The following is a 21,721-nucleotide window of genomic DNA, read 5'->3' on the forward strand; positions in this document are numbered from 1 at the left end:
AACGGAAGGGCTTGACGCCTAAGGCCGTATCTTGTTTAATACGCACCGTTGGCAGCGGCCAGATAGCTCAGTTGGTAGAGCAGGGGATTGAAAATCCCCGTGTCGGCGGTTCGATTCCGTCTCTGGCCACCAAACTGCTGGGGTATAGCCAAGTGGTAAGGCACCGGTTTTTGGTATCGGCATTCCCAGGTTCGAATCCTGGTACCCCAGCCACGCCAACGTTTTTCCGATTCTGCAGTTCGCCTGGATCGGCCCCGAGCCGGCATAGCTCAGTTGGTAGAGCAACTGACTTGTAATCAGTAGGTCCCGGGTTCGACTCCTGGTGCCGGCACCATCCTGAGCCTGGGATGAGATTAGGGAAATCAGCGACTTGCAGCTATTTGAAACCGTCCATCGAGGCGGTTTTTTTGATGGTGCGCCAGGCATGGCGCGCAGCGCCTGACTGGCGCTGTTCCCGCGAACAGCACGCGCGATCGAGGGGCTGGCCATGGCAGCCGGCACGGGTTGGGACAGCGTGGAGCTGGTCGGGTGGCGAGCCCATGGACAAGTTCGCGTATCATGCAGGGAACAGCAGCCAGGGAGTTCGGCATGAGTTCTCGCAGCGACACAGGCGTCGTCCAGGGCACCTTTCCCGACCGGCCGGGGCGCCAGGGGCAGAAGCTCAGCGATCACGTCTACGGCAGCATCGTCGATCACATCATCAAGGGCGAGTATGCGGAAGGGCAACGGCTGCCCTCCGAGGAGAAGCTGGCCTGGCAGCATGGCGTGTCCCGTCCCATCGTGCGCGAGGCGCTGGCGCGGCTGCGCGAAGACGGCCTGATCCGCTCCCATCGCGGGGCGGGGAGTTTCGTGCGGCTGCGTCCCAGCCGCGCCATGCTGGACTTCGCGCCCCTCGACAGCCTTGCCGATATCCAGCGCTGCTTCGAATTCCGCATGGCGGTGGAGGCCGAGTCGGCACGGCTGGCGGCGCTCAACGCCACCGCCGAGGATCGCGAGGCGCTGGCGGCGGCCTTCGCCCTGCTCGAGCAGCGCATCCGCGAGAATGCGCTGGGCGTTGATGCCGACTATGGCTTCCATCTGGCCATCGCCCACGCTACCCACAACCGCTTCTTCGCCGAAACCCTGGCCTCGCTGGAGGCCACCATCACCTATGGCCAGCGTCTGGCCAGGGGCCTGGGCCTGCGACGGCCGACCCACCACTTGCCCGAGGTGCAGGAGGAGCACCGCCGGATCCACGACTGCCTGCAGGGCAGGGACGCGGAAGGCGCCGCCCGGGCCATGCGCGAGCACCTGGGCAACTCCCGTCGGCGGGTCTTCGAGGGCTGATAGACTTTACAGATTTGACAACTTTTACAACTCGACTAGCCTTTATGGCAGGCCGAGGGGCTTCATGATGCCAGCTCGGTCCGGCAGCCCAGGCTGTCCCGCCTCTCACTACAATTTTCTTCACAACGCTCATCACAACGCGGATAACAAGATCGGGAGCCTTGCCATGAAGTGTCGCCTTTCCACCCTGGCCGTGGCCGTATCGGCGTGCACCCTGCTCGGTGCCGTCGGCGCTGTCCAGGCGGATTACCCCGAGCGCGCCATCACCTACATCATTCCCTTCAACCCGGGCGGCGAGTCTGACGTGACGGCGCGCTTCCAGGAGCCGATCCTGGAAGAGCTGCTGGGTGTCAGCGTCAACGTCACCCACCGTCCCGGTGGCGGAGGCGCGGTGGCCTGGAGCGAGTTCCAGAACAACGCCGAGCCCGATGGCTACGAGATCATCGGGGTCAATATCCCGCACATCATCGGCCAGCCGATCCAGCGCTCCGACGCGGGCTTCGAGACCGACAACTGGGAGATCATCACCTTCTTCCACTCCACCCCCAATGCCCTGATCGTGCCCGCCAACAGCCCCTTCGAGACCCTCGATGACCTGGTCGAATATGCCCGCGAGAATCCCCAGGCGGTGACCCTCGGCGGCAGCGGCACCTACAGTGCCAACCACCTGGACATGCTGCGCTTCGAGCAGGAAGCCGACATCGACCTCACCTACATTCCCTTCACCGGCACGGGACCGTTGCCGGCGGCCCTGGAGGGCAACCACGTGGCCGGGGTCTTCAACTACACCATGCTCGGCGTGCAGATGGACGATCGCGTAAGGGTGCTGGCCGTGGCCTCGGAAGAGCGGGTGTCGGCATTGCCCGATGCGCCCACCTTCTCCGAGCTCGGCTATGACATCGTTGGCGGTGCCTACCGCGGCGTGGCGGCGCCGGCCGGCACCCCGCCGGAGATCGTCGAGACGCTGGCCGAGGCCTTCGCCGAAGCCAATCGGCGTATCACCGAGCAGCAGGAACCGCTCGGCTTCGTGATGGAGTACATCACCGGTGAGCAGATCGATGAGGTGATCAGCAGCCTCAGCGAGGCCTACGGGCCGATCCTGGAAGCCGCCGACTGATCCCGATGCCACTCCCTGCGGGTCCGGGCACTCCGTCCGGACCCTGATGTCCTGTTGCGCCTGCCGGAGGGAGACGCATGGAGATGTTGCTCGAGGCGCTGGCATCGCTGATGACCTTTCAGAGTTTCATCACGGTGCTGGTCGGAGTGTCGGCCGGACTGCTGATCGGCTCCCTGCCCGGGTTGACCGCCACCATGGCCCTGGCGGTGCTGTTGCCCTTCACCTTCTCGATGCCCCCCCTGCAGGGCCTGATGGCCCTGGGGGCCGTCTACATGGGTTCCATCTATGGCGGGGCCTTCACGGCGATCCTGATCAATACGCCGGGTACCCCGTCGTCGATCGCCACCACCTTCGACGGCTATCCCATGGCCCGGCAGGGGCGAGCCTTCGAAGCCCTGGCCGGCGCCACCATCGCCTCGGTGATCGGCGGCCTGGTCGGCGTCGCCTTCCTGCTGCTGCTGGCGCCGCCGCTGGCCCGCTGGGCGGTGGCCTTCGGGCCCGCCGAGATGTTCTGGGTGGCCATGCTGGGCCTGACGCTGGTGGCCAGCCTCTCCAGCGGCTCGCTGCTCAAGGGGCTGCTGGGCGGCTGCATCGGCATGCTGCTGAGCACGGTCGGCGTCTCGCCGGTGGGGGGCGAGACCCGCTTCACCTTCGGCTTTCCCCCCCTGCAGGGGGGCATCGAGTTGATCGTGGCCCTGATCGGGCTGTTCGTGATCCCGGAGCTGCTGACCATGGCCGCGGAGGGCAGGGGAGCACTGCGGCCGAGTGGCGAGTTCGGCAAGCGTGAAGCAAGCATCGGCCAGGTCGCCAAGCGGATTTTTCGCCGCCCGGGCAACCTGATTCGCTCCTGCCTGATCGGCCAGGTCATCGCCATCATTCCCGGGGCCGGGGGCAACGTCACCAGCCTGGTGGCCTACAACGAGGCCCGGCGGTTCTCCAAGGATCCCCAGAGCTTCGGCAAGGGGAACATCGATGGCGTGGTGGCCTCCGAGTCGAGCAACAATGTCATGGTGGCGGGCAGCATGATCCCGCTGCTGACCCTCGGCATCCCCGGTGCACCACCTGATGCCATCATCCTCGGCGTGCTGATGCTCCATGGCCTGCGCCCGGGGATCGACCTCTTCACCGAGACCGGCGTGCTCACCAACGGCTTCATCCTCTCGATGGGGCTGGCGGCGCTGATGCTCTTGCCGGTGGGGCTGTTGGGCGCTCGGCTGATCTATCGGGTGGTCATCAAGATCCCCTACTACTTCATGGTGCCCTGCATCGCCATGGTCACCATCATCGGTACCTTCGCCCTGCGCAACAGCCTGCTGGACGTCGGCATCATGCTGATCCTTGGCGCCCTCGGCTACTTCCTGCGCCTGATCGGCATCCACGCCGCCCCCATCGTGCTGGGCCTGATCCTCGGCGGCATCGCCGAGCAAGGGTATGTGCAGACCATGCTGGCCGCGGTGGTCGACCCGATCCCCTGGTTGCGACTGGTCCGCAATCCGCTCTCCCAGGTGCTGGCGGGCATGGTGCTGCTGGGCGCCGCCACGGCGCTGCTGCCCGTGTGGCTGGAGCGCAGCGGGCGGCTGCAGAAGGCGACGTCGGCTGAGGAGGAGAAACCATGATCCTGCGTCTCAATACCGACATCGCCGCCGGTTTTGTCGGCCTGGCCTTCGCCGCCCTGCTGTGGCTGGCGCGCGGCGACATGGGCAGGCTCAGCATCATCTTTCCCCGGGCCATCCTGCTGATTCTCACCGTCATCGCCGTGGCGTTGATCATCAAGGGCCTGGTGCGCCCCGGTGATCGCCAGGTCGAGATTACCGGCAGCCCGCGGCGGCTGTTTGTGGTTGCGGCCGGCTTCTTCGTCTGGTGGGTGGCGATCGGCCAGCTGGGCTTCGTCGTCTCCAGCGTCGTGGCGCTGCTGCTGTTGGTCTGGTACCTGGCTCGCGTGGAAGGGCCGGTGAGTCCGTGGCGCCTGCTGCGCTGGGTACCGATCGTCCTGCTGCTGGTGGGTGTCTTCTACCTGACCTTTACCCAGCTTCTCAATGTACGTCTGCCTTCGGGCCTGCTGATCTAGGAGTCACGCATGCGCATCACCGACATACGCGAGGCGCGGGTATCCATCGCCTCCGACATCGCCAACGCCTACATTTCCTTCTCGAAGATGGATGTCTCGGTGCTGGCCATCTATACCGATGCCAAGGTCAATGGCCGCCAGGTGGTGGGCTATGGCTTCAATTCCAATGGCCGCTATGCCCAGAGCGGCCTCCTGCGCGAGCGCTTCCTGTCGCGACTCAAGGAGGCGGACGCCGCCGCCCTGCTCGACGAGAGCGGGGCTAACCTCGACCCCTTCAAGGTCTGGTCGGTGTTGATGGCCAACGAGAAGCCCGGCGGCCACGGCGAGCGCAGCGTGGCGGTGGGCATCATCGACATGGCGATTTGGGACATTGTCGCAAAGGTGGAGAACAAGCCCCTGGCTCGGCTGCTGGCCGAGCGCTACGACGACGGTACGCCCGACGACAAGGTCGCCGTCTATGCGGCCGGTGGCTATTACTACCCAGGCAAGCCGATCCAGGGCCTCAAGGACGAGATGCGCGACTACCTTGACCTGGGCTACACCTGCACCAAGATGAAGATCGGCGGCGTGCCGCTCGCCGAGGACCTCGAGCGGGTCGAGGCGGCCATCGAGGTGGTCGGCGAGGCCGGCCGGCTGGCCGTGGACGCCAACGGCCGCTTCGACCTCAGGACCACCCTGGCCTTCGCCGAAGGACTGGCACCCTACGGGGTGCGTTGGTACGAGGAGGCCGGCGATCCGCTCGACTACGCCTTGCAGCAGCAACTCGGCGAGCACTATGCCGCACCCACGGCCACCGGTGAGAACCTGTTCTCCCACCAGGATGTGCGCAACCTGCTGCGCTACGGGGGAATGCGTCCCGACCGCGACATCCTGCAGATGGACCCTGTGCTCAGCTACGGACTGGTGGAGTACCTGCGCATGCTCGAAGTATTGCGCGCCCATGGCTGGTCGTCACGCCAGTGCATACCCCATGGCGGCCACCAGTTCGCGCTGAACATTGCCGCCGGCCTGAAGCTCGGCGGCAACGAGTCCTATCCCAGGGTGTTCGCCCCCTTCGGCGGCTTCGCCGACTCCACGCCGGTGGAGGGGGGAGTGGTCGCGTTACCCGACATGCCGGGGGTCGGCTTCGAGGACAAGCGTGCATTGATGCAGGTCTTCAAGGAGCACCTGTCGGTCTGACGGCTCGCGTCACGCCCCTCAGTCGTCAGACTCGTCCGCAACGCTGGCCTTGAAACCCCATCCGATGATCACCACATTCATCCATGCAAGGTCCCCTTGGGGCCTCCCGCCACGGCGACAGTGCCGTTGGAACGAGTTCAATCTGAAAACTGGTCACGGATACACAGGAGGTGATTGGGATGCCAGTGCAAACATCGTCCAACCGCAAGCTGAAACAGGTCACCGACTATGCCGTAGCCGACGCATCAGCCACTCTCGGCCAGGCAGGCTATTTTGCCGATCGCCTACGGGATCCCTATCCCAGCCGCCTGAGCCAGCCGCTTGATGTTCCCTGGCTCGACCGCCAGGAGGCAGTGGTCAAGGGGCGTGCCGAGGATGGTCCACTGAGCCAGGCGCAGCTCGATGAGTTCGACCGCAAGGGCTTCCTCTTCGAGCCCAATTTCATCCGGGGAGAGGAGCTCGAGGCGCTATACGGGGAGCTGAACGAGTTGCTGGGGCGCGACGATTTCCGTGGTCGCGATTTCAGTATCACCGAGCCCGACAGCCGCGAGATTCGCTCGCTGTTCGCCATCCACTTCCTCTCGGAGCGCTTCCGGCGGCTGGCCCACGATGAGCGGTTGATGGGCCGGGTCCGGCAGATCCTCGGCGGTGACGCCTATGTCCACCAGTCGCGGATCAACTACAAGCCCGGCTTCGAGGGCAAGGGCTTCAACTGTCACTCCGACTTCGAGACCTGGCACGCCGAGGATGGCATGCCGGCGATGCATGCGGTGAGCGCCTCTATCGTGCTGACCGACAACCATGCGTTCAATGGGCCGCTGATGCTGATACCCGGCTCGCACAAGGTCTTTGTGCCCTGCCTGGGCGAGACCCCCGACGATCACCACAAGCAGTCACTGAAGCACCAGGCGTTCGGTGTGCCGGGTCGCGATGCGCTCAGGCAGCTGGTCGAGCGCCACGGCATCGAGGCACCGACCGGTGCCGCCGGTGGTCTGCTGCTGTTCGATTGCAATACGTTGCACGGCTCCAACGCCAACATGTCGCCGGACCCGCGCAGCAATGTCTTCTTCGTCTACAATCGACGTGACAATGCCTGTGTCGAGCCCTTCGCCGCCCGGCGCAGACGGCCAAGCTTCCTGGCCCATGCGCCCGACGAGGCGTGGTCGCCGGAGCGCTGATGCTCAGCCTCACGCCTCGGGGATTGTGGAACAGGGTGCCTGGTGGGGTAGACTATCTAGCTTGTTATTGAAGAGCGGCACCCTACGAGAAGGAGAAGACCCGCCATGCGCTTTGTCCCACGTTTTACCGATGGTCAGGAGTTTCCCCATCCACTCGGAAAGGTCGTGTGTATCGGTCGCAACTATGCCGACCATGCCAGGGAGTTGGACAACCCGGTGCCCAGCGAACCACTGCTGTTCATCAAGCCGGCCACCAGCGTGGTCAGCCTGGACGAGCCGCTCGACCCGCCCTTTTCCCGCGGCGAAGTACATTACGAAATCGAGCTGGCGCTGCTGATCGGCGAGGAGCTGACCCACGCCACGTCGGACGAGGCCGAGCGCGCCATCGTCGGTATCGGCCTGGGTCTGGATCTGACGCTGCGCGACGTACAGACGCGCCTCAAGGAGAAGGGCCACCCCTGGGAAGTGGCCAAGTCCTTCGACGGCGCCTGCCCGCTGAGCGACTTTCTGCCGCTCAGCCGGGTGCCGAACTGGAATGCGCTTAGCTTCGAACTGACGATCGACGGCGAGCTTCGTCAGCACGGCGAAGGTTCTGACATGCTGTTTCCGGTACCGACCCTGGTGGCGGAAATGAGTCGGCACTTCACCCTTCAGCCAGGCGACGTGATACTCACCGGGACCCCGGAAGGGGTAGGCGGGTTGCCTCGCGGTGCCCGCCTGGAGATGACCTTGACCGGAGGCTTGCAGGCCACTGTTCAGGTCGTGGAGTAACGTAGCTATTTCAAAGGGCTATTCCAGAAAGGGCTATTCCAGATAGGTGTAGCCCTGAAGGCCGGCGGAGAGGTCGTCGAGGAATTGCGCCTGCTCCTCTTGCGGCAGTCCGCTCTCGGCCAGCTGGCCGGCCAGCCGCTCACGCAACACTTCTGCATCGAAGTTGACGTAGGCGAGGACGTCTGCCACGCGGTCGCCCTGCTGGGCATGGGACAGCACCCAGCGTTCATCGTCGCCCAGGGCGGCATCCACCGAGTCGGTATCGCCGAAGAGGTTGTGCAGGTCGCCGAGTATCTCCTGATAGGCGCCGACCAGAAAGAAGCCGAGCAGCCGCTCCTCGCCCTCTTGCCACTCCGGCAACGGCAGGGTGGTTTCGACACCCTGGCCATCCACGTAGCCGTCGATGCGGCCGTCGCTGTCGCAGGTAATGTCCTGGATCACACCGCGACGGGTCGGTTCGCGGTCGAGTCCGGTAAGCGGTAATACCGGGAAGATCTGGTCGATACCCCAGACGTCGGGCACCGACTGGAACAGCGAGAAGTTGACGAACAGCTTGTCGGCCAGTTTCTCGGCCAGTTCGTCGATGATCTCCCGGTGGGCACGGTTGCGGCTGTCCAGCCGTGAGCGCAGGCGGGCGCAGGTGGCGAAATAGACGCCCTCGCCTTCGGCGCGCACGGTGATATCGGCGAGCCCCATGATGAAACGGTCATGCAGCTCGCTCATCGCCTGCAGCAGGTCGTGCCACGCTTCCACCAGCCCCCTGGGCTCCATATGGTCATGCAGCAGGTCGTGGACCCGCCACAGCTCCTCGAGCTGGGGGTCGTCTTCCGCCTGGCGCTCGGGAGCCTGGTCGTTGACCCGCTCCTCGCCGATCACATTGGTGATCAGTACGGCGTGGTGCGCGGTCAGTGCCCGGCCGGACTCGCTGATCAGGTGTGGCTGCGGGATATCCGCCTCGCTGCAGGCCTGGGCGAAGGCGCTGACCACGTTACGGGCATATTCGCGCATGGAGTAGTTGATCGAGCAGAAGCTGCGCGAGCGAGTGCCTTCGTAGTCGATACCGAGCCCACCCCCCACGTCGACGGTATCGATGGGAACGCCAAGTGCCAGCAAGCTCTGGTAGAAGCGCGCGCACTCCCGCAGGCCGAACTGGATGTCACGAATATTGGCGATCTGCGAGCCCAGGTGGAAATGCACCAGCTGCAGGCAGCCGAGGGAATCGGTCTCACGCAGGCTCTCCACCACGGCCAGCATCTGGCCAGAGGTGAGGCCAAACTTGGATTTCTCGCCACCGGTATCCTGCCACTTGCCCATGCCCACCGAGGCCAGGCGTGCCCGCAGGCCGATGCGAGGGGTCACCCCGAGCCGCTCGGCCTCTTCCATGATCAATGGCAGCTCGGAGAATTTCTCCACCACGAGATAGACCCTATGGCCGAGTTTCTCCCCCATCAGCGCCAGCCGGATGTACTCCTGGTCCTTGTAGCCATTGCAGACGATCAGCGAGGGACCGTCGCCGGAGAGGGCCAGCACCGCCAGCAGTTCCGGCTTGCTGCCGGCCTCGAGGCCGACTCGTCCATGACCGCGTTCGCGGGTAGCGAGAATTTCCTCGACCACTCGGCGCTGCTGGTTGACCTTGATGGGATAGACCGCGGTATAGCCGCCGGTGTAGTCCTCCTCGGTCATGGCCAGGTCGAAAGCGTCACAGAGCTGTTCGACCCGGTCGTGCAGGATGTCGCTGAAGCGCACCAGTACCGGCAGGCGCAGGCCGGCTTGGCGCAGTTCATCCACCAGCGGTGCCAGAGGCAGCGCCGGGCCGTCGGCTTCGCTGCCGAGCGGTCGTACCAGGGCGTGGCCGGCATCGTCCACATCGAAATAGCCGCTGCCCCACTGGTCGATGTTCCAGGTGCGGCGGGCGCGCTGGGCTGGGCCGGAGGCCGCCCCCATCGATAGACTCATGCGTTGCTCGCTTCGGGCAGGGGCAGGGCGCCGTGGTTCAGGCGTGCCGTGAGAATGGTATGAAACTGTCCCGGATCGTGGGGCGTCAGGTCATGGGCGGGTGGGTCCACATAGACCACCAGCAGGCGTGAAAGCCAGTAGCGCAGGGCAGTCATGCGCAGCATCGTCGGCCAGACATCGCGCTCGGTAGCGGTAAGCAGTCTACGGTTCTGGTAGGCGCGCAGGATGACATCATGGCGCTCGGCGTCCAGCAGCCCGTCAGCATCGGTGGCCCAGTCGTTGATGACGATGGCCAGGTCGAAAAGCAGATCCCCGGTGCAGCCGTTGTAGAAGTCGATGATGCCGCCGAGGCGGTCACCCTCGAACAGGGTGTTGTCACGAAACAGGTCGCCGTGCAGGGCACCCTGAGGCAGCGGCGGGGCATCACCGAAGACCCCTTGGTAAATCTCCACCTCGTCCTTCATCAACGTCTGGTCCTCGGGCGACAGGTAGACAAGCACCCGGTGATGCATGGCCATCAGCCAGTTCAGGTCGCGAGGGTTGGGGCGGTGGCCGGGAAAGTGCTGCGAGACCACATGCATGTGGCCCAGGGCGTCGCCGAGTACCCGGCACTGTTCCAGGCTGGGTGACAGGGGGTGGCGGCCCGCCAGCCGAGGGAAGAGCAGTGAGGGCTTCCCTGACAGGCTGTGGAGAGCAACACCCTCGCGGTCGTGAACGGGACCCGCCACCGGCAGGCGGTGCTCGTCCAGGTAGTCGAGTAGCTCGACGAAGAACGGCAGCTCTTGGTGTTCACCCTGCTCGAAGAGGGTTAGAACCAGCTCACGACGGTCGGTGGTGACGAAGAAGGTGGAGTTCTCGGTGCCACCGGCCACGCCCTCCAGTGACGCCAGCGAGCCGACGTCGAAGCGGCTGAGGAATTCCGCGACTTGCGCGTCGCTTAGCGGTGTAAATACGGCCATGTCTCTCTCGCCCCGGTTGCCAAGCCGCCTATTGTAGCGACTTGGCACATCGATGCACGTCCGTGGAGGATGGTTCGTCATTCCGGCATCGTCAAAACCTCGGGGCGAGGGCTACCAGCTGACCAGCACCCACTGGGGTACGGCAATCCGATCGCCCTCCTGGCGCTCGAAGTTACCATCGCCGTCATGGTCCACCAGATAGTAGCTTGGGCCCCGGGCGGGGCGGATCTCGATGGCGTAGAGCAGGCCATTCACCCGGTACTCGCGAATGGTGCGCTCCTCTTCCTGGCGGATGGTGATGTCGGGCTCTACATCGGCAGAGGACTGCGCCAGGGCCGGGGCGGCAAGGGTGAGGCTCAGCCCCACAGAGAGCAGTGCGACAGCCAGGGAATGACGCTTAGTATTCATCTTGATCTCCGAAGCCGGCTTGCGACAGTCGCTATCACCGCGCGGAATACCTGCAGTGTATGACGTTGGACAGCGCGAACCCAATGTCGGCGGCAAAACAGTTGCGCAATGCGTATCATGGCTGACCAGGATCACGTTTTCTTGCACAGTCTCAACGGATGCCGATACATGGCCGACACGCCCATCGTTCTCGTCGACGGTTCTTCCTATCTCTACCGCGCCTTCCACGCCCTGCCGCCCCTGACCACGTCCAAGGGGCAGCCTACCGGTGCCGTGAAAGGTGTGCTCAACATGCTCAAGAGACTGATCAAGGATTACCCCGCAAGCCCCATAGCGGTGGTCTTCGATGCCAAGGGCAAGACCTTTCGCGACGAACTCTTTGATCAGTACAAGGCCCACCGCCCGCCCATGCCCGATGACTTGCGCACCCAGGTAGAGCCGCTGCATGCCTGTGTCCGAGCGCTGGGGCTGCCGTTGCTGTGCGTCGAAGGCGTCGAGGCCGACGACGTCATCGGTACCCTGGCCCGCCATGCCACGGAGGCGGGCCGCGACGCGGTGATCTCCACCGGTGACAAGGACATGGCCCAGCTGGTCAATGAGCACATCACCCTGGTCAACACCATGAAGGACGAGACCCTCGACGTGGAGGGGGTCGAGGCCAAGTTCGGCCTGCCGCCGGAGCTGATCATCGACTACCTGGCGCTGATGGGCGACAAGGTCGACAACATTCCCGGCGTGCCGGGTGTTGGTGGCAAGACCGCATTGGGCCTGCTGCAGGGCATGGGAGGCGGCCTGGATGTCATCTATGCCGACCTGGAGAAGGTCAAGACGCTCGATTTCCGGGGCGCCAAGACGCTGCCCAAGAAGCTCGAGGAGCACCGCGAGATGGCGTATCTCTCGTACCAGTTGGCCACCATCAAGACCGACTGCGAGCTGCCGGTGGGCCTCGACGACCTGGATATCGCCCATCCTGATCGCGACGCGCTAAAGCACTGGTACACCGAACTGGAGTTCAAGGCCTGGCTGTCGGAACTGCTGGAAGGCAAGGACGAAGGCGTCGACGACGTGGGCCGTGGCGCCGTGGTCGCAGGCACAGGCGCGGCGGGCAACCTCGATCCGGAGGCGCCGCTGGCCAGCGTGGCGGCGTGCAGGAACCACCTGATCCTGACCCGGGAGGAGCTGGACGACTGGCTCTTGCGACTTGGAGCGGCCGAGGCGTTCTGCTTCGACCTGGAGACCAACAGCCTCAACTACATGGTCGCCGAGATCGTTGGCATCGGACTGGCGCTGGAGCCGGGGGAGGCGGCCTACATCCCCGTGGCCCACGACTACATCGATGTGCCCGACCAGCTCGATCGCGAGGAGGTGCTGGCGAGGCTCAAGCCGCTGTGGGAGGATGCCAAGCGGGGCAAGATCGGCCAGAACCTCAAGTACGACATTTCGGTGCTGGCCAACTACGATATCAGCGTACGCGGGCCGCTCACCGATACCATGCTCGAGTCCTACGTCCTCAATTCCACGGCGACCCGCCACGACATGGACTCGCTGGCGCTGAAGTATCTCGGCCAGAAGACCGTCAGCTTCGAGGAGATCGCCGGCAAGGGAGCCAAACAGCTCACCTTCAACCAGATCGACTTCGAGCAGGCCGTGCCGTATGCCTGCGAGGATGCCGACGTGACGCTGCGGCTGCACTGCGAACTGCGACCGCGGATCGAGGCCGAAGGGCGACTGGCCGAGGTGCTCGACAACCTGGAGCGGCCGCTGATCCCGGTACTGTCGCGCATGGAGCGTACCGGGGTGGCCCTGGACGCCGACCGGCTCCACCGCCAGAGCCAGGAGCTCGCCGAGCGTATCCGTGAGCTGGAGATTCGTGCCTTCGAGCTGGCCGGCCGCGAGTTCAACCTCGGCTCGCCCAAGCAGCTTGGGGAGATCTTGTTCGAGGAGCATAAGATCCCGGTGATCAAGAAGACCCCCAAGGGGGCGCCCTCCACCGCCGAGGCCGTACTCGAGGAGCTGGCACTGGACTATCCGCTGCCCAAGGTGATCATGGAGCACCGGGGGCTGTCCAAGCTCAGGTCCACCTATACAGACAAGCTGCCCAGGCTGGTCAACAAGGTAACGGGGCGACTGCATACCAGCTATCACCAGGCGGTCACCGCCACCGGGCGACTCTCATCGAGCGACCCCAATCTGCAGAATATTCCGATACGTACCGAAGAGGGGCGAAAGATTCGTCAGGCCTTCATCGCCCGGCCCGGCTACTGCATCGTCGCCGCCGACTATTCGCAGATCGAGCTGCGCATCATGGCTCACCTCTCCGAGGACAAGGGGCTGCTCACCGCCTTTGCCGAGGGGCGCGACATTCATACCGCCACCGCCTCCGAGGTCTTCGGCGTGCCCATCGACAAGGTCTCCGGCGACCAGCGGCGCAGTGCCAAGGCAATCAACTTCGGCCTGATCTATGGCATGAGCGCCTGGGGGCTCTCCAAACAGCTGCATATCGAGCGCAGCCAGGCGCAGACCTACATCGACCGCTACTTTGACCGCTATCCCGGTGTGGCGCGCTACATGAATCGCATTCGCGCCCAGGCGGCGGAGGATGGTTACGTGGAGACGGTCTTCGGCCGACGGCTCTATCTGCCGGAGATCCGTGCCCAGAACCATGCCCGGCGCCAGGCCGCCGAGCGTACCGCGATCAACGCGCCGATGCAGGGCACCGCGGCGGATATCATCAAGCGCGCCATGATCGAGGTCGACACCTGGCTGCATGAGCAGGCGGGCAAGGCGGCCGAATTCGACGCCGTAATGGTGATGCAGGTTCACGACGAGCTGGTGTTCGAGGTGGCCGAGGCCGAGGTGACCGACTTCATCGTGCAGGTGAAGAAGCGCATGCAGGCCGCCGCCGAGCTCAGCGTGCCGCTGATCGTCGAGGCGGAGAGTGGAGTGAACTGGGACGAGGCCCACTAGCGGGTGCCACCTACGCAAGCGGCGCCGGGGCCGGGCCGGAGCCGGAGGTCATTCTTCAGGGATGAAGAATGTAGCGCCCAGGGAGGGGTCCACAGCGCCTCCGCGGAGGCCCGACCCCGGGAAAGCCGCGATGTTAGGCCCCCGCCGTCCCACTCCTGAGCAGCTGGCGTTTGGCCCCGCTCAGTCCCTGAGTACCGTGGCGGTGCGCTGGGGCTCGAGCCGTACCTGCTCGCCGATCTTCCACAGAGTGTGGCTGGGGGTGATGGCGCAGAATCGCTGGCCGTGGTGCTCGAGCAGGTAGTAGCAGTCGTGCCCGCGGAACTCGCGCTCAACGATGGTGGCGCCATGGTCGTCGGGGGCGGCCGATAGTGACAGGTGCTCGGGGCGCAGCGAAAGGCGTACCGGGCCCTGCTGGTGGTGGTTGATCGCCACGGGGCCGAGGGCGGTCTGAGCGATCTCGCCGTCGGCCTCGCCTTCCAGCAGGTTGGTATGGCCGAGGAATTCGGCGACGAAGGAAGTGGCGGGTGTCTGGTAGATGTGCTCCGGGCGGTCCATCTGCAGCAGTCGCCCCGAATGCATGACGCCTACCTGGTCGGCGAAGGAGAGTGCTTCTGCCTGGTCATGAGTCACGAGAATGACGGAGGTACCGGCAGCTTTGAACAGGCGACGCACTTCCTTGCGGGTCGACTCCCGAAGTGCGGCGTCGAGGTTGGAGAAGGGTTCGTCCAGCAGCACCAGCTCCGGCTCGGCGGCCAGCGTTCTGGCCAGGGCAACCCGTTGCTGCTGGCCGCCTGACAGTTCGTCCGGCATGCGGGCGGAGAGGTCGGCCAGGCCCACCAGATCGAGCCATTCACGTGCCTTGGCGGGGCGTTTCGCCTTGGCGATATGGCGCATGGCGAAGGCGACGTTATCACCCAGGCTCATGTGCGGAAAGAGCGCATAGTCCTGGAAGACGATACCGATGCGACGCTGCTGCGGCGGTAGCTGAGTCACCTGCTTACCATGCAGGTGGATCTCCCCGCTGTCCGGCGTCTCGAAGCCGGCGATCATGCGCAGCGTGGTGGTCTTGCCGCAGCCGCTGGGGCCCAGCAGGGCGAGGATTTCGCCGTTGCCCAGCGAAAAATTGACGTTATCCACCGCCAGCGGGTCGCCGCTGCGGTAACGCTTGCTGAGTCCCTCCACCGAGAGCAGAGGGTCAATCAGCCGGACAGGGCTACCCTGCGGGTCGGCGCTGATGTTGAGGTTCGTCATCATTTGCCCTCCTTGGTGAGCAGCAGGCCCACGGACAGGCTCGAGAACACCACGATGGCGGCGGCGAAGGGCGCCGCTTCGGCCAACATGCCTTCCGAGGTACGGGTGAATACGGTGACCGCCAGCGTGGTATAGCCGGTGGGGGCTAGCAGGAAAGTGATCGGCAGTTCCTTCATGCAGAGCACAAAGACCAGCACGACGCCGGCCAGGATGCCGCGACGCAGGCGTGGGAAGATCACATAGATGAAGGTACTGACCGGGCCATGGCCCAGCGAGTGGGAGGCCTGCTCCATGCTGGGGCGGGTCTGTAGCAGCGAGTTGCGAATCGGGCCCATTGCCAGCGCCAGGGATGCCATGGCCCAGGTAATGATCAGCAGCGCCAGCGTCTGATAGAGAAAGGGTGCGGTACGCAGCGAGAAGAACACCATGGCCAGGCCCAGCGCCAGCGGCGGCAGGGCATAACCGATATACGCCGAGCGCTCGATCAGCGTCGAGAAAGGTGAGCGGTAGCGTACCGTGAGGAAGGCCAGGGGCAGCGCGAAGGCCGCCGCCAGCAGTGCGGCCGGCAGTGCGGCGCCTGCAGAGCGAAGGAAGGTCCCGGGAACCCGGGCGAAGAAGCTCATGTCTGGGGGCGCGAGCAGCAGCCAGTAGCTGAGGATCATCACCGGCAGGCCGATGGAGATGCTGAACAGCACGATCAGGTAGGGCCATGCCAGCCAGCGTGCCCGGCCCAGCGGTGTGGCGCGCAGCGGGCGTGCCACGCCGGTTCCGACACGGGCCAGCTTGCGCTTGAGTACCAGGCTGTCGAGCATCACGAAGCTGGCCGCTACGGCCAGCAGCATGATGGCGAGCCAGGCAGCATAGATTCGGTCGAAGGCGCCGGAGTACTGGGTATAGATGGCATAGCTGAAGGCTTCGTAGCGCATCAGGGCAACGGCACCGAAGTCGCCCAGCACGTATAGGGTGATAACCAACCAGCCGGCCATCAATGACGGCATCAAGTGGGGAAGCGTCACCTTGCGCAGAATCTCGGCCTGGGAGTAGCCCAGGCTGCGAGCGCTCTCTTCCAGATTGCTGTCCAGGCCGGAAAGGGCCGTGCGCAGGTTGAGAAACAGATAGGGAAAGGTGTAGAGCGACAGTGCCAGGGTCGCGCCGGCGTACCCTTGTATGCGCGGCAGCTGTATGCCGGTGAGCTGGGCCAGCACTCCGTAGTTGCCACCCAGGCCGATCAGTGCATAGGCCATCACGTAGCCCGGCACAGCCAGTGGGATGACGCCCATGATGGTCAGGGCACGCTTGAAGCGAATATCGGTGCGGGTGACCAGCCAGGCTAGAGGAAAGGCCATTACGGTGGTCAAGACCACAACCCCAGCAGCAAGCGCCAGGGTATTGATCAGCAGTTGGAGATTGCGGGGGCGGAAGACCAGATCGACTAGCGTGGCGCTGTCGGCCTCGAAGGCACGCAGGCCCAGATAGACCAGCGGCACCAGCATGGCGGCTGCGACGACCAGCGACGGCAGCAGGATGTGCAGCGGCACATTTCTGGGCAGCAGGCGCGGCAGGCGCGAGGCCGGTTGGCTATGGGCAGAAGTGCTGTTGATCCGTGTCATCGTGCCTCGCGGAATGAAGTGTGCCGCCTGCAGCGCAGGCGGCACTCGGGTCGGCGTTAAAGCAGGCCGACATCGCGTAGTAGGTTCAGGGTGCCTTCGAGATCCTCGAGATCGTCCAGGTCGATTTCCGGGGCGACTTCGAGCAGGCGGTCGGTGTCTTCGAGAAGCGGGTTCTGGATGACGCCGTGGATCACCGGGTACTCATAGACGTTGGTGGTGAAATACTGCTGGGCGGCCGGTGAGAGCAGGTAACGTATGAACTCGACGGCGGCTTCCCGGCTTTCGCTGCTGGCCACCACGGCAATGCCAGCAACATTCACCAGGTTGCCGATATCGCCTTCGGCGAAGAAGGCCTGTGTGACGGGGAATTCCTCGTCGCTGGCCAGGAAGCGAGGCAGGTAGTAATTGTTGACCAGGCCGAAATCGATTTCGCCATTGGCGATGCCCTGTACCTGGGTGGAATTGTTGCGGAAGGTGACGGCATCGTTGTCGCGCATGCCTTCCAGCCATTCGCGGGTACGCGCCTCACCGTGCTCCAGACGCATGGCAGTGACGAATGACTGGAAGGAACCGTTGGTGGGTGCCCAGCCGACGCGGCCTTCGTATCGCTCGTCGGTGAGGTCGAAGACGCTCTGCGGCAGTTCATCCGCGTCGACTCGTTTCGGTGAGTAGGCAATGACCCTGGCGCGACCGCTGGCGGCGACCCAGTTGCCGGTCTCGCTGGTGTAGATGGTCGGCAAGCCTTCATAGATATCGGCTGGCAGCTCGCCAAGTAGCCCGGCCTGGCTGATGGCACCCATGGCCCCGGCATCCTGGCCCCAGTAGAGATCGGCCGGTGAGCGATTGCCTTCTTCCTGCAGCAATACGGCCAGCTGGGCAGTGTCGCCATAGCGGACACTGACACTGATGCCGGTATCCTTCTCGAACTGCTTGACGATCGGTTCGACCATCGATTCGCCGCGCCCCGAATAGAGCGTCAGGCTGGCGGCTGAGGCCAGCGGAGCGACAAGCAGAGTGGTGGCAATAGCGGTGGCAATAAGCAGCGTCTTGCGCATGGATGTTTTCCTTGAGGCTTGAAAGGCGGGGGTAATGGTGCGCCACTCTGTGGTGGCATCGTCCCTCGGCCAGTCACGGTCTATCGCCACGATAGCAAAAACGGATCTGGTTGCAAATGGTAATGATACGCAAAGAGATTTTAATGACCCCGGTCAATTTTTCCGGTCGATAACGCACAGCGCCCGCCACTCGGTGAGTGGCGGGCGCCGCGATTGCATCAAACCGGTGGGTTCAATAGCCGACGAGCATTGATGGCAGGCCGGTGATGAGGGCAGGGAAGAAGGCCATCAGCAGACAGGCCAGCACGATCAGCGCCACGAATGGCAGGACTGCCTTGTAGAGATCGACGATCTCGACCCCGGGTGGCGCGACCCCCTTCAGGTAGAACAGTGCGTAGCCGAAGGGCGGTGTCAGGAAGGAGGTCTGCAGCACCACAGCGACCATCACCACGAACCACAGCACGTCGACGCCCATCTGCTGGACGATCGGCAGCATGATCGGGAAGCTGAGCAGCACGATGCCGGTCCAATCGAGGAACATGCCCAGCAGGAAGACCAGGAACAGCATAAGGATCAACGCGCCGGTGGTGCCACCGGGCATGGCCAGCACCAGCTCGCTGATCACCGTCATGCCGCCGCCGCGGGAGAAGACCCCGGTAAAGGCGGTGGCACCGACCAGCACCAGCATCACCATGGTGGTGGTCTTGCTGGCATCGATCAGGGTGCGGTAACAGGTCGAGGCCTTGCGGTCGCCGAAGATCAAAAACAGCAGGAAGGCGATTGCCACGCCGATGGCCGAGGCCTCGGTAGCCGTGGCCACACCTGTGAAGAGTGCGCCCAGCACCCCGAGGATCAGACCCATGGGTGGCACAACGTACTTGGCCAGCATGATCAGCAGCTCGCCGGTACTGGTCTCTGCGCGCTCGGAAGGTGGCACCGGCGGGCCATAGGAAGGCTTGAGGAAGCAGACGACCAGTACATAAAGAGCATACATGGAGCCCAGTAGCAGCCCCGGAACCAGTGCTCCAGCGAACAGGGCGCCCACCGAGACCGGCGAGTAGCTGGCCATCAGGATCAGCATGATACTGGGTGGAATCAGGATGCCCAGGCAGCCGCTGGCCATGATCACGCCGGTGCTGAGTTCCTTGTTGTAGCCATACTTGAGCATCGGTACCAGGGCGATCATGCCCATCACCGCGATGGAGGCGCCAACGATACCGGTAGTGGCTGCCAGCAGCACGGAGACGATGACCACAGTCAGCGCCAGTCCGCCACGAAGCCGACCGAGCAGCAGGCGCATCACCTCGAACATCTTTTCAGTGACGCCCGAGTCGTTGAGAAATCGCGCCATCAGCACGAATAGCGGGATGGCCACCAGTACATAGTTGTCCATGGCGTTGCCATAGACATTGTTGATGATCGAGCCGAGCACCCGGGACCCCGGGCCGAGATACGCGCCGATCACGGCGATGCCGCCAAGTACGAAAGCCAGCGGATGGCCCATGAACAGGCCAACAAGCAGACCGCCGAACATGAACAGAGTGAGGAGTTCCGGACTCAGGTTCATGCTGCCTCCTGGCGCAGTTGCTGGATAGCGCGGATGACGATGGCAATTGCCTGCAGCAGCAAAGCTGCGGCGGCGATGACAATGACCACCTTCACCGGATAGACGGGTATCGAGACCATGCCATAGGTTGTTTCACCGCGGCTGAAGGAGCGCATGAAGAAGTCCCAGCCAAAAGTGAGCAGCATCCAGATAAAGGGCACGAAGAAGATCAGGTAGCCGAGTATTTCCAGTGCCGCCTGCTTGCGGCGCGAGAGCAGGCGCTTGAGCACATCGACCTCGACGTGAGCGTGATGGCGCAGGCCATAGGCGGCCATCAACATGAAGTGGGCGCCGAACAGCATCTTGGTGATGTCGAAGGCCCAGTCGCTGGGGCGTCCGGTGAAGAAGCGCAGCGCAATGTCGTAGAGCACCACCAGGGTGATTACGGCGATCAGCGGCGCCACAATACGGCCGAACCATTCGTTGATGGTGTCGATCGCCTTGGCGATGGCGTGCATGGTGAGAGCCTCTCTCGAATCAGGAATTCCGTCGGGACAGACGCGGAATGGAGCCGCAAACGGGGAGCCGTCCCGGCTCCCCGTACTGGTCGGTCAAGCCCGGCTGCGATTCTGGCGAGCCGGGCAACGGCAGGTTACAGACACTCTTCGATAGCCGCCAGATCAGGCAGATTGTCAACGGTGCGGCTCATGTTGAACGGTGCGGAGATGTCGCGCCAGTTCGCATAGTGCTCCATGTAGCTGATCATGGAGTGGTAGACCTTGGCGTGCATCGGGTTCTCGCAGGCACCGCGCACGATGACTTCGTTGGTGATTTCCTGGATGCGTGCCAGATCCTCCTCGGGAAGCGGATTGATCTGAACGCCGGCTTCCATGAAGTTGATGGTGCCTTCAGTGGAGCCGCGCTCTGACCAAGCCAGCGACCAGGCCATGGTGGCGTCGGCGGCGATCTTCAGCTTTTCCTGGGTCTCCTCGGTAAGAGCGTCCCAGGCATCCTTGTTGATCATAACTCCGAATACACTGGCGGACTGATGCCAGCCGGGAACTGACCAGTACTCCACGATTTCTGCGAAGCCAGCGTTGTAGTCTACGCCGGGAGTGGAAAACTCGGCACCATCGACCACGCCTCGCTCCACGGCCTGATAGATCTCACCACCGGAGAGGGTGACCTGGGAGCCACCGAGTTCCTCGAGCACGCGACCCTGATCGCGACCGGAGAGGCGCAGGCGCTTGCCGTCCAGGTCGGCCAGACTCTCGATGGGCGTGCGGCCCATGAAACCGGACTCGTTGTTGGTTATGCCATATGGCAGGTAGACCATGTTGTAGTCGCCATAGATCTCCTGATAGAGGTCCCAACCACCCCACTGCTGGATCCAGTTCAGATAGTCGACGGCGTTGAACAAGCTGGTGGTGGTAGCCAGTGGGGAAAAGGACGAGTCACGACCCGCCCAGTAGCCGGGCCAGTCACCGGAGGCTTCGATGCTGCCGGTCTCGGTGGCGTCGAACACCTCGGTGCCGGGCATCAGGGTGCCACCTGCTCGGAATTCGATTTCAAGCTCGTCACCAGCAATCTTGTTGACCAGTTCCACCCAGTGCCGGTCAATTTCGATCAGGTCGATACTGTCCGGCCAGGTGGACGTCATGGTCCACCGCTCCTGCGCCTGGGCCGTCGTGGTCATGGCAGCGAATGCAATGCTGGCCGCCAAGCCAGTGATAGCGAACTGGTTCGTCTTCTTCATCTCATGCTCCCTAGGATTTCGTTATCTTGTCGCAATCGGGAAAAACGATGATTTGCCGAGGTGCCGTGGTGTTCCGATATTACTTTGACCGAACGCACAACCCGACAGTAAAGAACAAACTAGCAGGTGTGCCTGTCATGTTCGATAGCTTGCTTAAGTAAGGGTCGTAGCAGGAGGGAGTGTCTGACAAGTGCTTTATAAAGCTTGAAAAGGAATTTTTATCAGAGACTTGCTAAAAATATATTGACTAAGGGCAAGATAAATTTACACGCTGCTGATAGCGGACGGCTCTTCATTCTGCCACCAAAGTCTAAAGAGAAAGGCGCCGCCAGTCAGCGCACGACGCCCACGGAACAAGCCAGTGGGCGTCGTGCAGGTGTCGGGTCGTCTGTGGGCCGGTGTCAGTTACCGCTATACACCTGTGCGGGCAGCCAGGTGGCCAGGGGCTCAAAGAAGAACACCAGCGCCAGCCCCAGTAGCTGTATGGCCACGAAAGGCGCCACGCCCTTGTAGATGTCGACGGTGGTGATGCCCGGCGGACAGACCCCCTTGATGTAGAACAGTGCGAAGCCCA

The 21,721-nt window shown here is 63.6% G+C and carries 17 protein-coding genes and 3 tRNA genes; 11 read left to right on the forward strand and 9 right to left on the reverse strand.

Annotated features, from left to right (window positions below):
- The first annotated feature begins 56 nt into the window (after nt 1–56).
- The 10 genes from DU490_RS15060 (at nt 57) to DU490_RS15105 (ending at nt 7,639) form a co-directional block, all read left to right on the forward strand.
- A tRNA-Phe gene (locus DU490_RS15060) sits at nt 57–132 on the forward strand.
- A gap of 6 nt (nt 133–138) precedes the next feature.
- A tRNA-Gln gene (locus DU490_RS15065) sits at nt 139–213 on the forward strand.
- Nucleotides 214–258: 45 nt separating this feature from the next.
- Nucleotides 259–334: transfer RNA gene (locus DU490_RS15070), tRNA-Thr, on the forward strand.
- A gap of 254 nt (nt 335–588) precedes the next feature.
- Nucleotides 589–1,326: a FadR/GntR family transcriptional regulator gene (locus DU490_RS15075; protein ID WP_114575095.1), complete on the forward strand. Its 738-nt coding sequence runs from the start codon at nt 589–591 to the stop codon at nt 1,324–1,326.
- Between the two features lie 166 nt (nt 1,327–1,492).
- Entirely contained in the window at nt 1,493–2,443 is a 951-nt protein-coding gene (locus DU490_RS15080; RefSeq protein ID WP_114575096.1) for a tripartite tricarboxylate transporter substrate binding protein, read from the forward strand.
- 77 nt (nt 2,444–2,520) lie between these two features.
- Nucleotides 2,521–4,059, forward strand: a complete 1,539-nt coding sequence (locus tag DU490_RS15085) for a tripartite tricarboxylate transporter permease (protein ID WP_114575097.1) — start codon at nt 2,521–2,523, stop codon at nt 4,057–4,059.
- On the forward strand, nt 4,056–4,511 hold the full coding sequence (locus tag DU490_RS15090) for a tripartite tricarboxylate transporter TctB family protein (protein ID WP_114575098.1): 456 nt from the start codon (nt 4,056–4,058) through the stop codon (nt 4,509–4,511). Before DU490_RS15085 ends, DU490_RS15090 begins: the two co-directional genes overlap by 4 nt.
- Before the next feature lie 9 nt (nt 4,512–4,520).
- On the forward strand, nt 4,521–5,690 hold the full coding sequence (locus tag DU490_RS15095; protein WP_114575099.1) for a mandelate racemase/muconate lactonizing enzyme family protein: 1,170 nt from the start codon (nt 4,521–4,523) through the stop codon (nt 5,688–5,690).
- Between the two features lie 179 nt (nt 5,691–5,869).
- A complete protein-coding gene (gene thpD, locus DU490_RS15100) occupies nt 5,870–6,868 on the forward strand; it encodes an ectoine hydroxylase (RefSeq protein ID WP_114575100.1) in 999 nt (332 codons plus the stop codon).
- 105 nt (nt 6,869–6,973) lie between these two features.
- Nucleotides 6,974–7,639, forward strand: coding sequence for a fumarylacetoacetate hydrolase family protein (locus tag DU490_RS15105; RefSeq protein ID WP_114575101.1), 666 nt, complete (start codon nt 6,974–6,976; stop codon nt 7,637–7,639).
- 33 nt (nt 7,640–7,672) lie between these two features.
- On the opposite strand, the gene speA is transcribed toward DU490_RS15105, so the two are convergent.
- The 3 genes from speA to DU490_RS15120 form a co-directional block, all read right to left on the reverse strand.
- Nucleotides 7,673–9,595 (reverse strand): biosynthetic arginine decarboxylase, encoded by a 1,923-nt coding sequence (speA, locus tag DU490_RS15110; RefSeq protein WP_114575102.1) that lies wholly within the window; start codon nt 9,593–9,595, stop codon nt 7,673–7,675.
- Nucleotides 9,592–10,554 (reverse strand): homoserine kinase, encoded by a 963-nt coding sequence (locus DU490_RS15115; RefSeq protein ID WP_114575103.1) that lies wholly within the window; start codon nt 10,552–10,554, stop codon nt 9,592–9,594. The genes speA and DU490_RS15115 overlap by 4 nt, the downstream gene beginning before the upstream one ends.
- A 111-nt stretch (nt 10,555–10,665) precedes the next feature.
- Complete coding sequence (locus tag DU490_RS15120) at nt 10,666–10,962, reverse strand: DUF2782 domain-containing protein (RefSeq protein WP_114575104.1); 297 nt, start codon at nt 10,960–10,962, stop codon at nt 10,666–10,668.
- 168 nt (nt 10,963–11,130) lie between these two features.
- On the opposite strand from DU490_RS15120, the gene polA reads away from it, so the two are divergent.
- Entirely contained in the window at nt 11,131–13,929 is a 2,799-nt protein-coding gene (gene polA / locus DU490_RS15125; protein WP_114575105.1) for a DNA polymerase I, read from the forward strand.
- A gap of 180 nt (nt 13,930–14,109) precedes the next feature.
- On the opposite strand, the gene DU490_RS15130 is transcribed toward polA, so the two are convergent.
- The 6 genes from DU490_RS15130 to dctP all read right to left on the reverse strand — a co-directional run bounded on the left by DU490_RS15130 (nt 14,110) and on the right by dctP (nt 21,147).
- Nucleotides 14,110–15,183: an ABC transporter ATP-binding protein gene (locus DU490_RS15130; RefSeq protein WP_220270515.1), complete on the reverse strand. Its 1,074-nt coding sequence runs from the start codon at nt 15,181–15,183 to the stop codon at nt 14,110–14,112.
- Complete coding sequence (locus DU490_RS15135; RefSeq protein WP_220270516.1) at nt 15,180–16,790, reverse strand: iron ABC transporter permease; 1,611 nt, start codon at nt 16,788–16,790, stop codon at nt 15,180–15,182. Before DU490_RS15135 ends, DU490_RS15130 begins: the two co-directional genes overlap by 4 nt.
- A gap of 56 nt (nt 16,791–16,846) precedes the next feature.
- Entirely contained in the window at nt 16,847–17,845 is a 999-nt protein-coding gene (locus DU490_RS15140; protein ID WP_114575106.1) for an iron ABC transporter substrate-binding protein, read from the reverse strand.
- Between the two features lie 232 nt (nt 17,846–18,077).
- Nucleotides 18,078–19,412 (reverse strand): TRAP transporter large permease subunit, encoded by a 1,335-nt coding sequence (locus tag DU490_RS15145; RefSeq protein ID WP_114575107.1) that lies wholly within the window; start codon nt 19,410–19,412, stop codon nt 18,078–18,080.
- Nucleotides 19,409–19,909 (reverse strand): TRAP transporter small permease subunit, encoded by a 501-nt coding sequence (locus tag DU490_RS15150; protein ID WP_114575108.1) that lies wholly within the window; start codon nt 19,907–19,909, stop codon nt 19,409–19,411. The genes DU490_RS15145 and DU490_RS15150 overlap by 4 nt, the downstream gene beginning before the upstream one ends.
- A gap of 134 nt (nt 19,910–20,043) precedes the next feature.
- The gene (dctP, locus tag DU490_RS15155; RefSeq protein WP_114575109.1) at nt 20,044–21,147 is read right to left on the reverse strand and encodes a TRAP transporter substrate-binding protein DctP; all 1,104 of its coding nucleotides are present in this window, start codon (nt 21,145–21,147) and stop codon (nt 20,044–20,046) included.
- Nucleotides 21,148–21,721 lie beyond the last annotated feature (574 nt).

It is taken from the genome of Halomonas sp. DQ26W (genome assembly GCF_003339685.1).
Lineage (GTDB): Bacteria > Pseudomonadota > Gammaproteobacteria > Pseudomonadales > Halomonadaceae > Halomonas.

Bases quoted from the DNA above. Each gene is read 5' to 3' on its own strand.
- DU490_RS15075 (WP_114575095.1), top strand. From the start codon at position 589: ATGAGTTCTCGCAGCGACACAGGCGTCGTCCAGGGCACCTTTCCCGAC.
- DU490_RS15080 (WP_114575096.1), top strand. From the start codon at position 1,493: ATGAAGTGTCGCCTTTCCACCCTGGCCGTGGCCGTATCGGCGTGCACC.
- DU490_RS15085 (WP_114575097.1), top strand. From the start codon at position 2,521: ATGGAGATGTTGCTCGAGGCGCTGGCATCGCTGATGACCTTTCAGAGT.
- DU490_RS15090 (WP_114575098.1), top strand. From the start codon at position 4,056: ATGATCCTGCGTCTCAATACCGACATCGCCGCCGGTTTTGTCGGCCTG.
- DU490_RS15095 (WP_114575099.1), top strand. From the start codon at position 4,521: ATGCGCATCACCGACATACGCGAGGCGCGGGTATCCATCGCCTCCGAC.
- thpD (WP_114575100.1), top strand. From the start codon at position 5,870: ATGCCAGTGCAAACATCGTCCAACCGCAAGCTGAAACAGGTCACCGAC.
- DU490_RS15105 (WP_114575101.1), top strand. From the start codon at position 6,974: ATGCGCTTTGTCCCACGTTTTACCGATGGTCAGGAGTTTCCCCATCCA.
- speA (WP_114575102.1), bottom strand. From the start codon at position 9,595: ATGAGTCTATCGATGGGGGCGGCCTCCGGCCCAGCCCAGCGCGCCCGC.
- DU490_RS15115 (WP_114575103.1), bottom strand. From the start codon at position 10,554: ATGGCCGTATTTACACCGCTAAGCGACGCGCAAGTCGCGGAATTCCTC.
- DU490_RS15120 (WP_114575104.1), bottom strand. From the start codon at position 10,962: ATGAATACTAAGCGTCATTCCCTGGCTGTCGCACTGCTCTCTGTGGGG.
- polA (WP_114575105.1), top strand. From the start codon at position 11,131: ATGGCCGACACGCCCATCGTTCTCGTCGACGGTTCTTCCTATCTCTAC.
- DU490_RS15130 (WP_220270515.1), bottom strand. From the start codon at position 15,183: ATGATGACGAACCTCAACATCAGCGCCGACCCGCAGGGTAGCCCTGTC.
- DU490_RS15135 (WP_220270516.1), bottom strand. From the start codon at position 16,790: ATGACACGGATCAACAGCACTTCTGCCCATAGCCAACCGGCCTCGCGC.
- DU490_RS15140 (WP_114575106.1), bottom strand. From the start codon at position 17,845: ATGCGCAAGACGCTGCTTATTGCCACCGCTATTGCCACCACTCTGCTT.
- DU490_RS15145 (WP_114575107.1), bottom strand. From the start codon at position 19,412: ATGAACCTGAGTCCGGAACTCCTCACTCTGTTCATGTTCGGCGGTCTG.
- DU490_RS15150 (WP_114575108.1), bottom strand. From the start codon at position 19,909: ATGCACGCCATCGCCAAGGCGATCGACACCATCAACGAATGGTTCGGC.
- dctP (WP_114575109.1), bottom strand. From the start codon at position 21,147: ATGAAGAAGACGAACCAGTTCGCTATCACTGGCTTGGCGGCCAGCATT.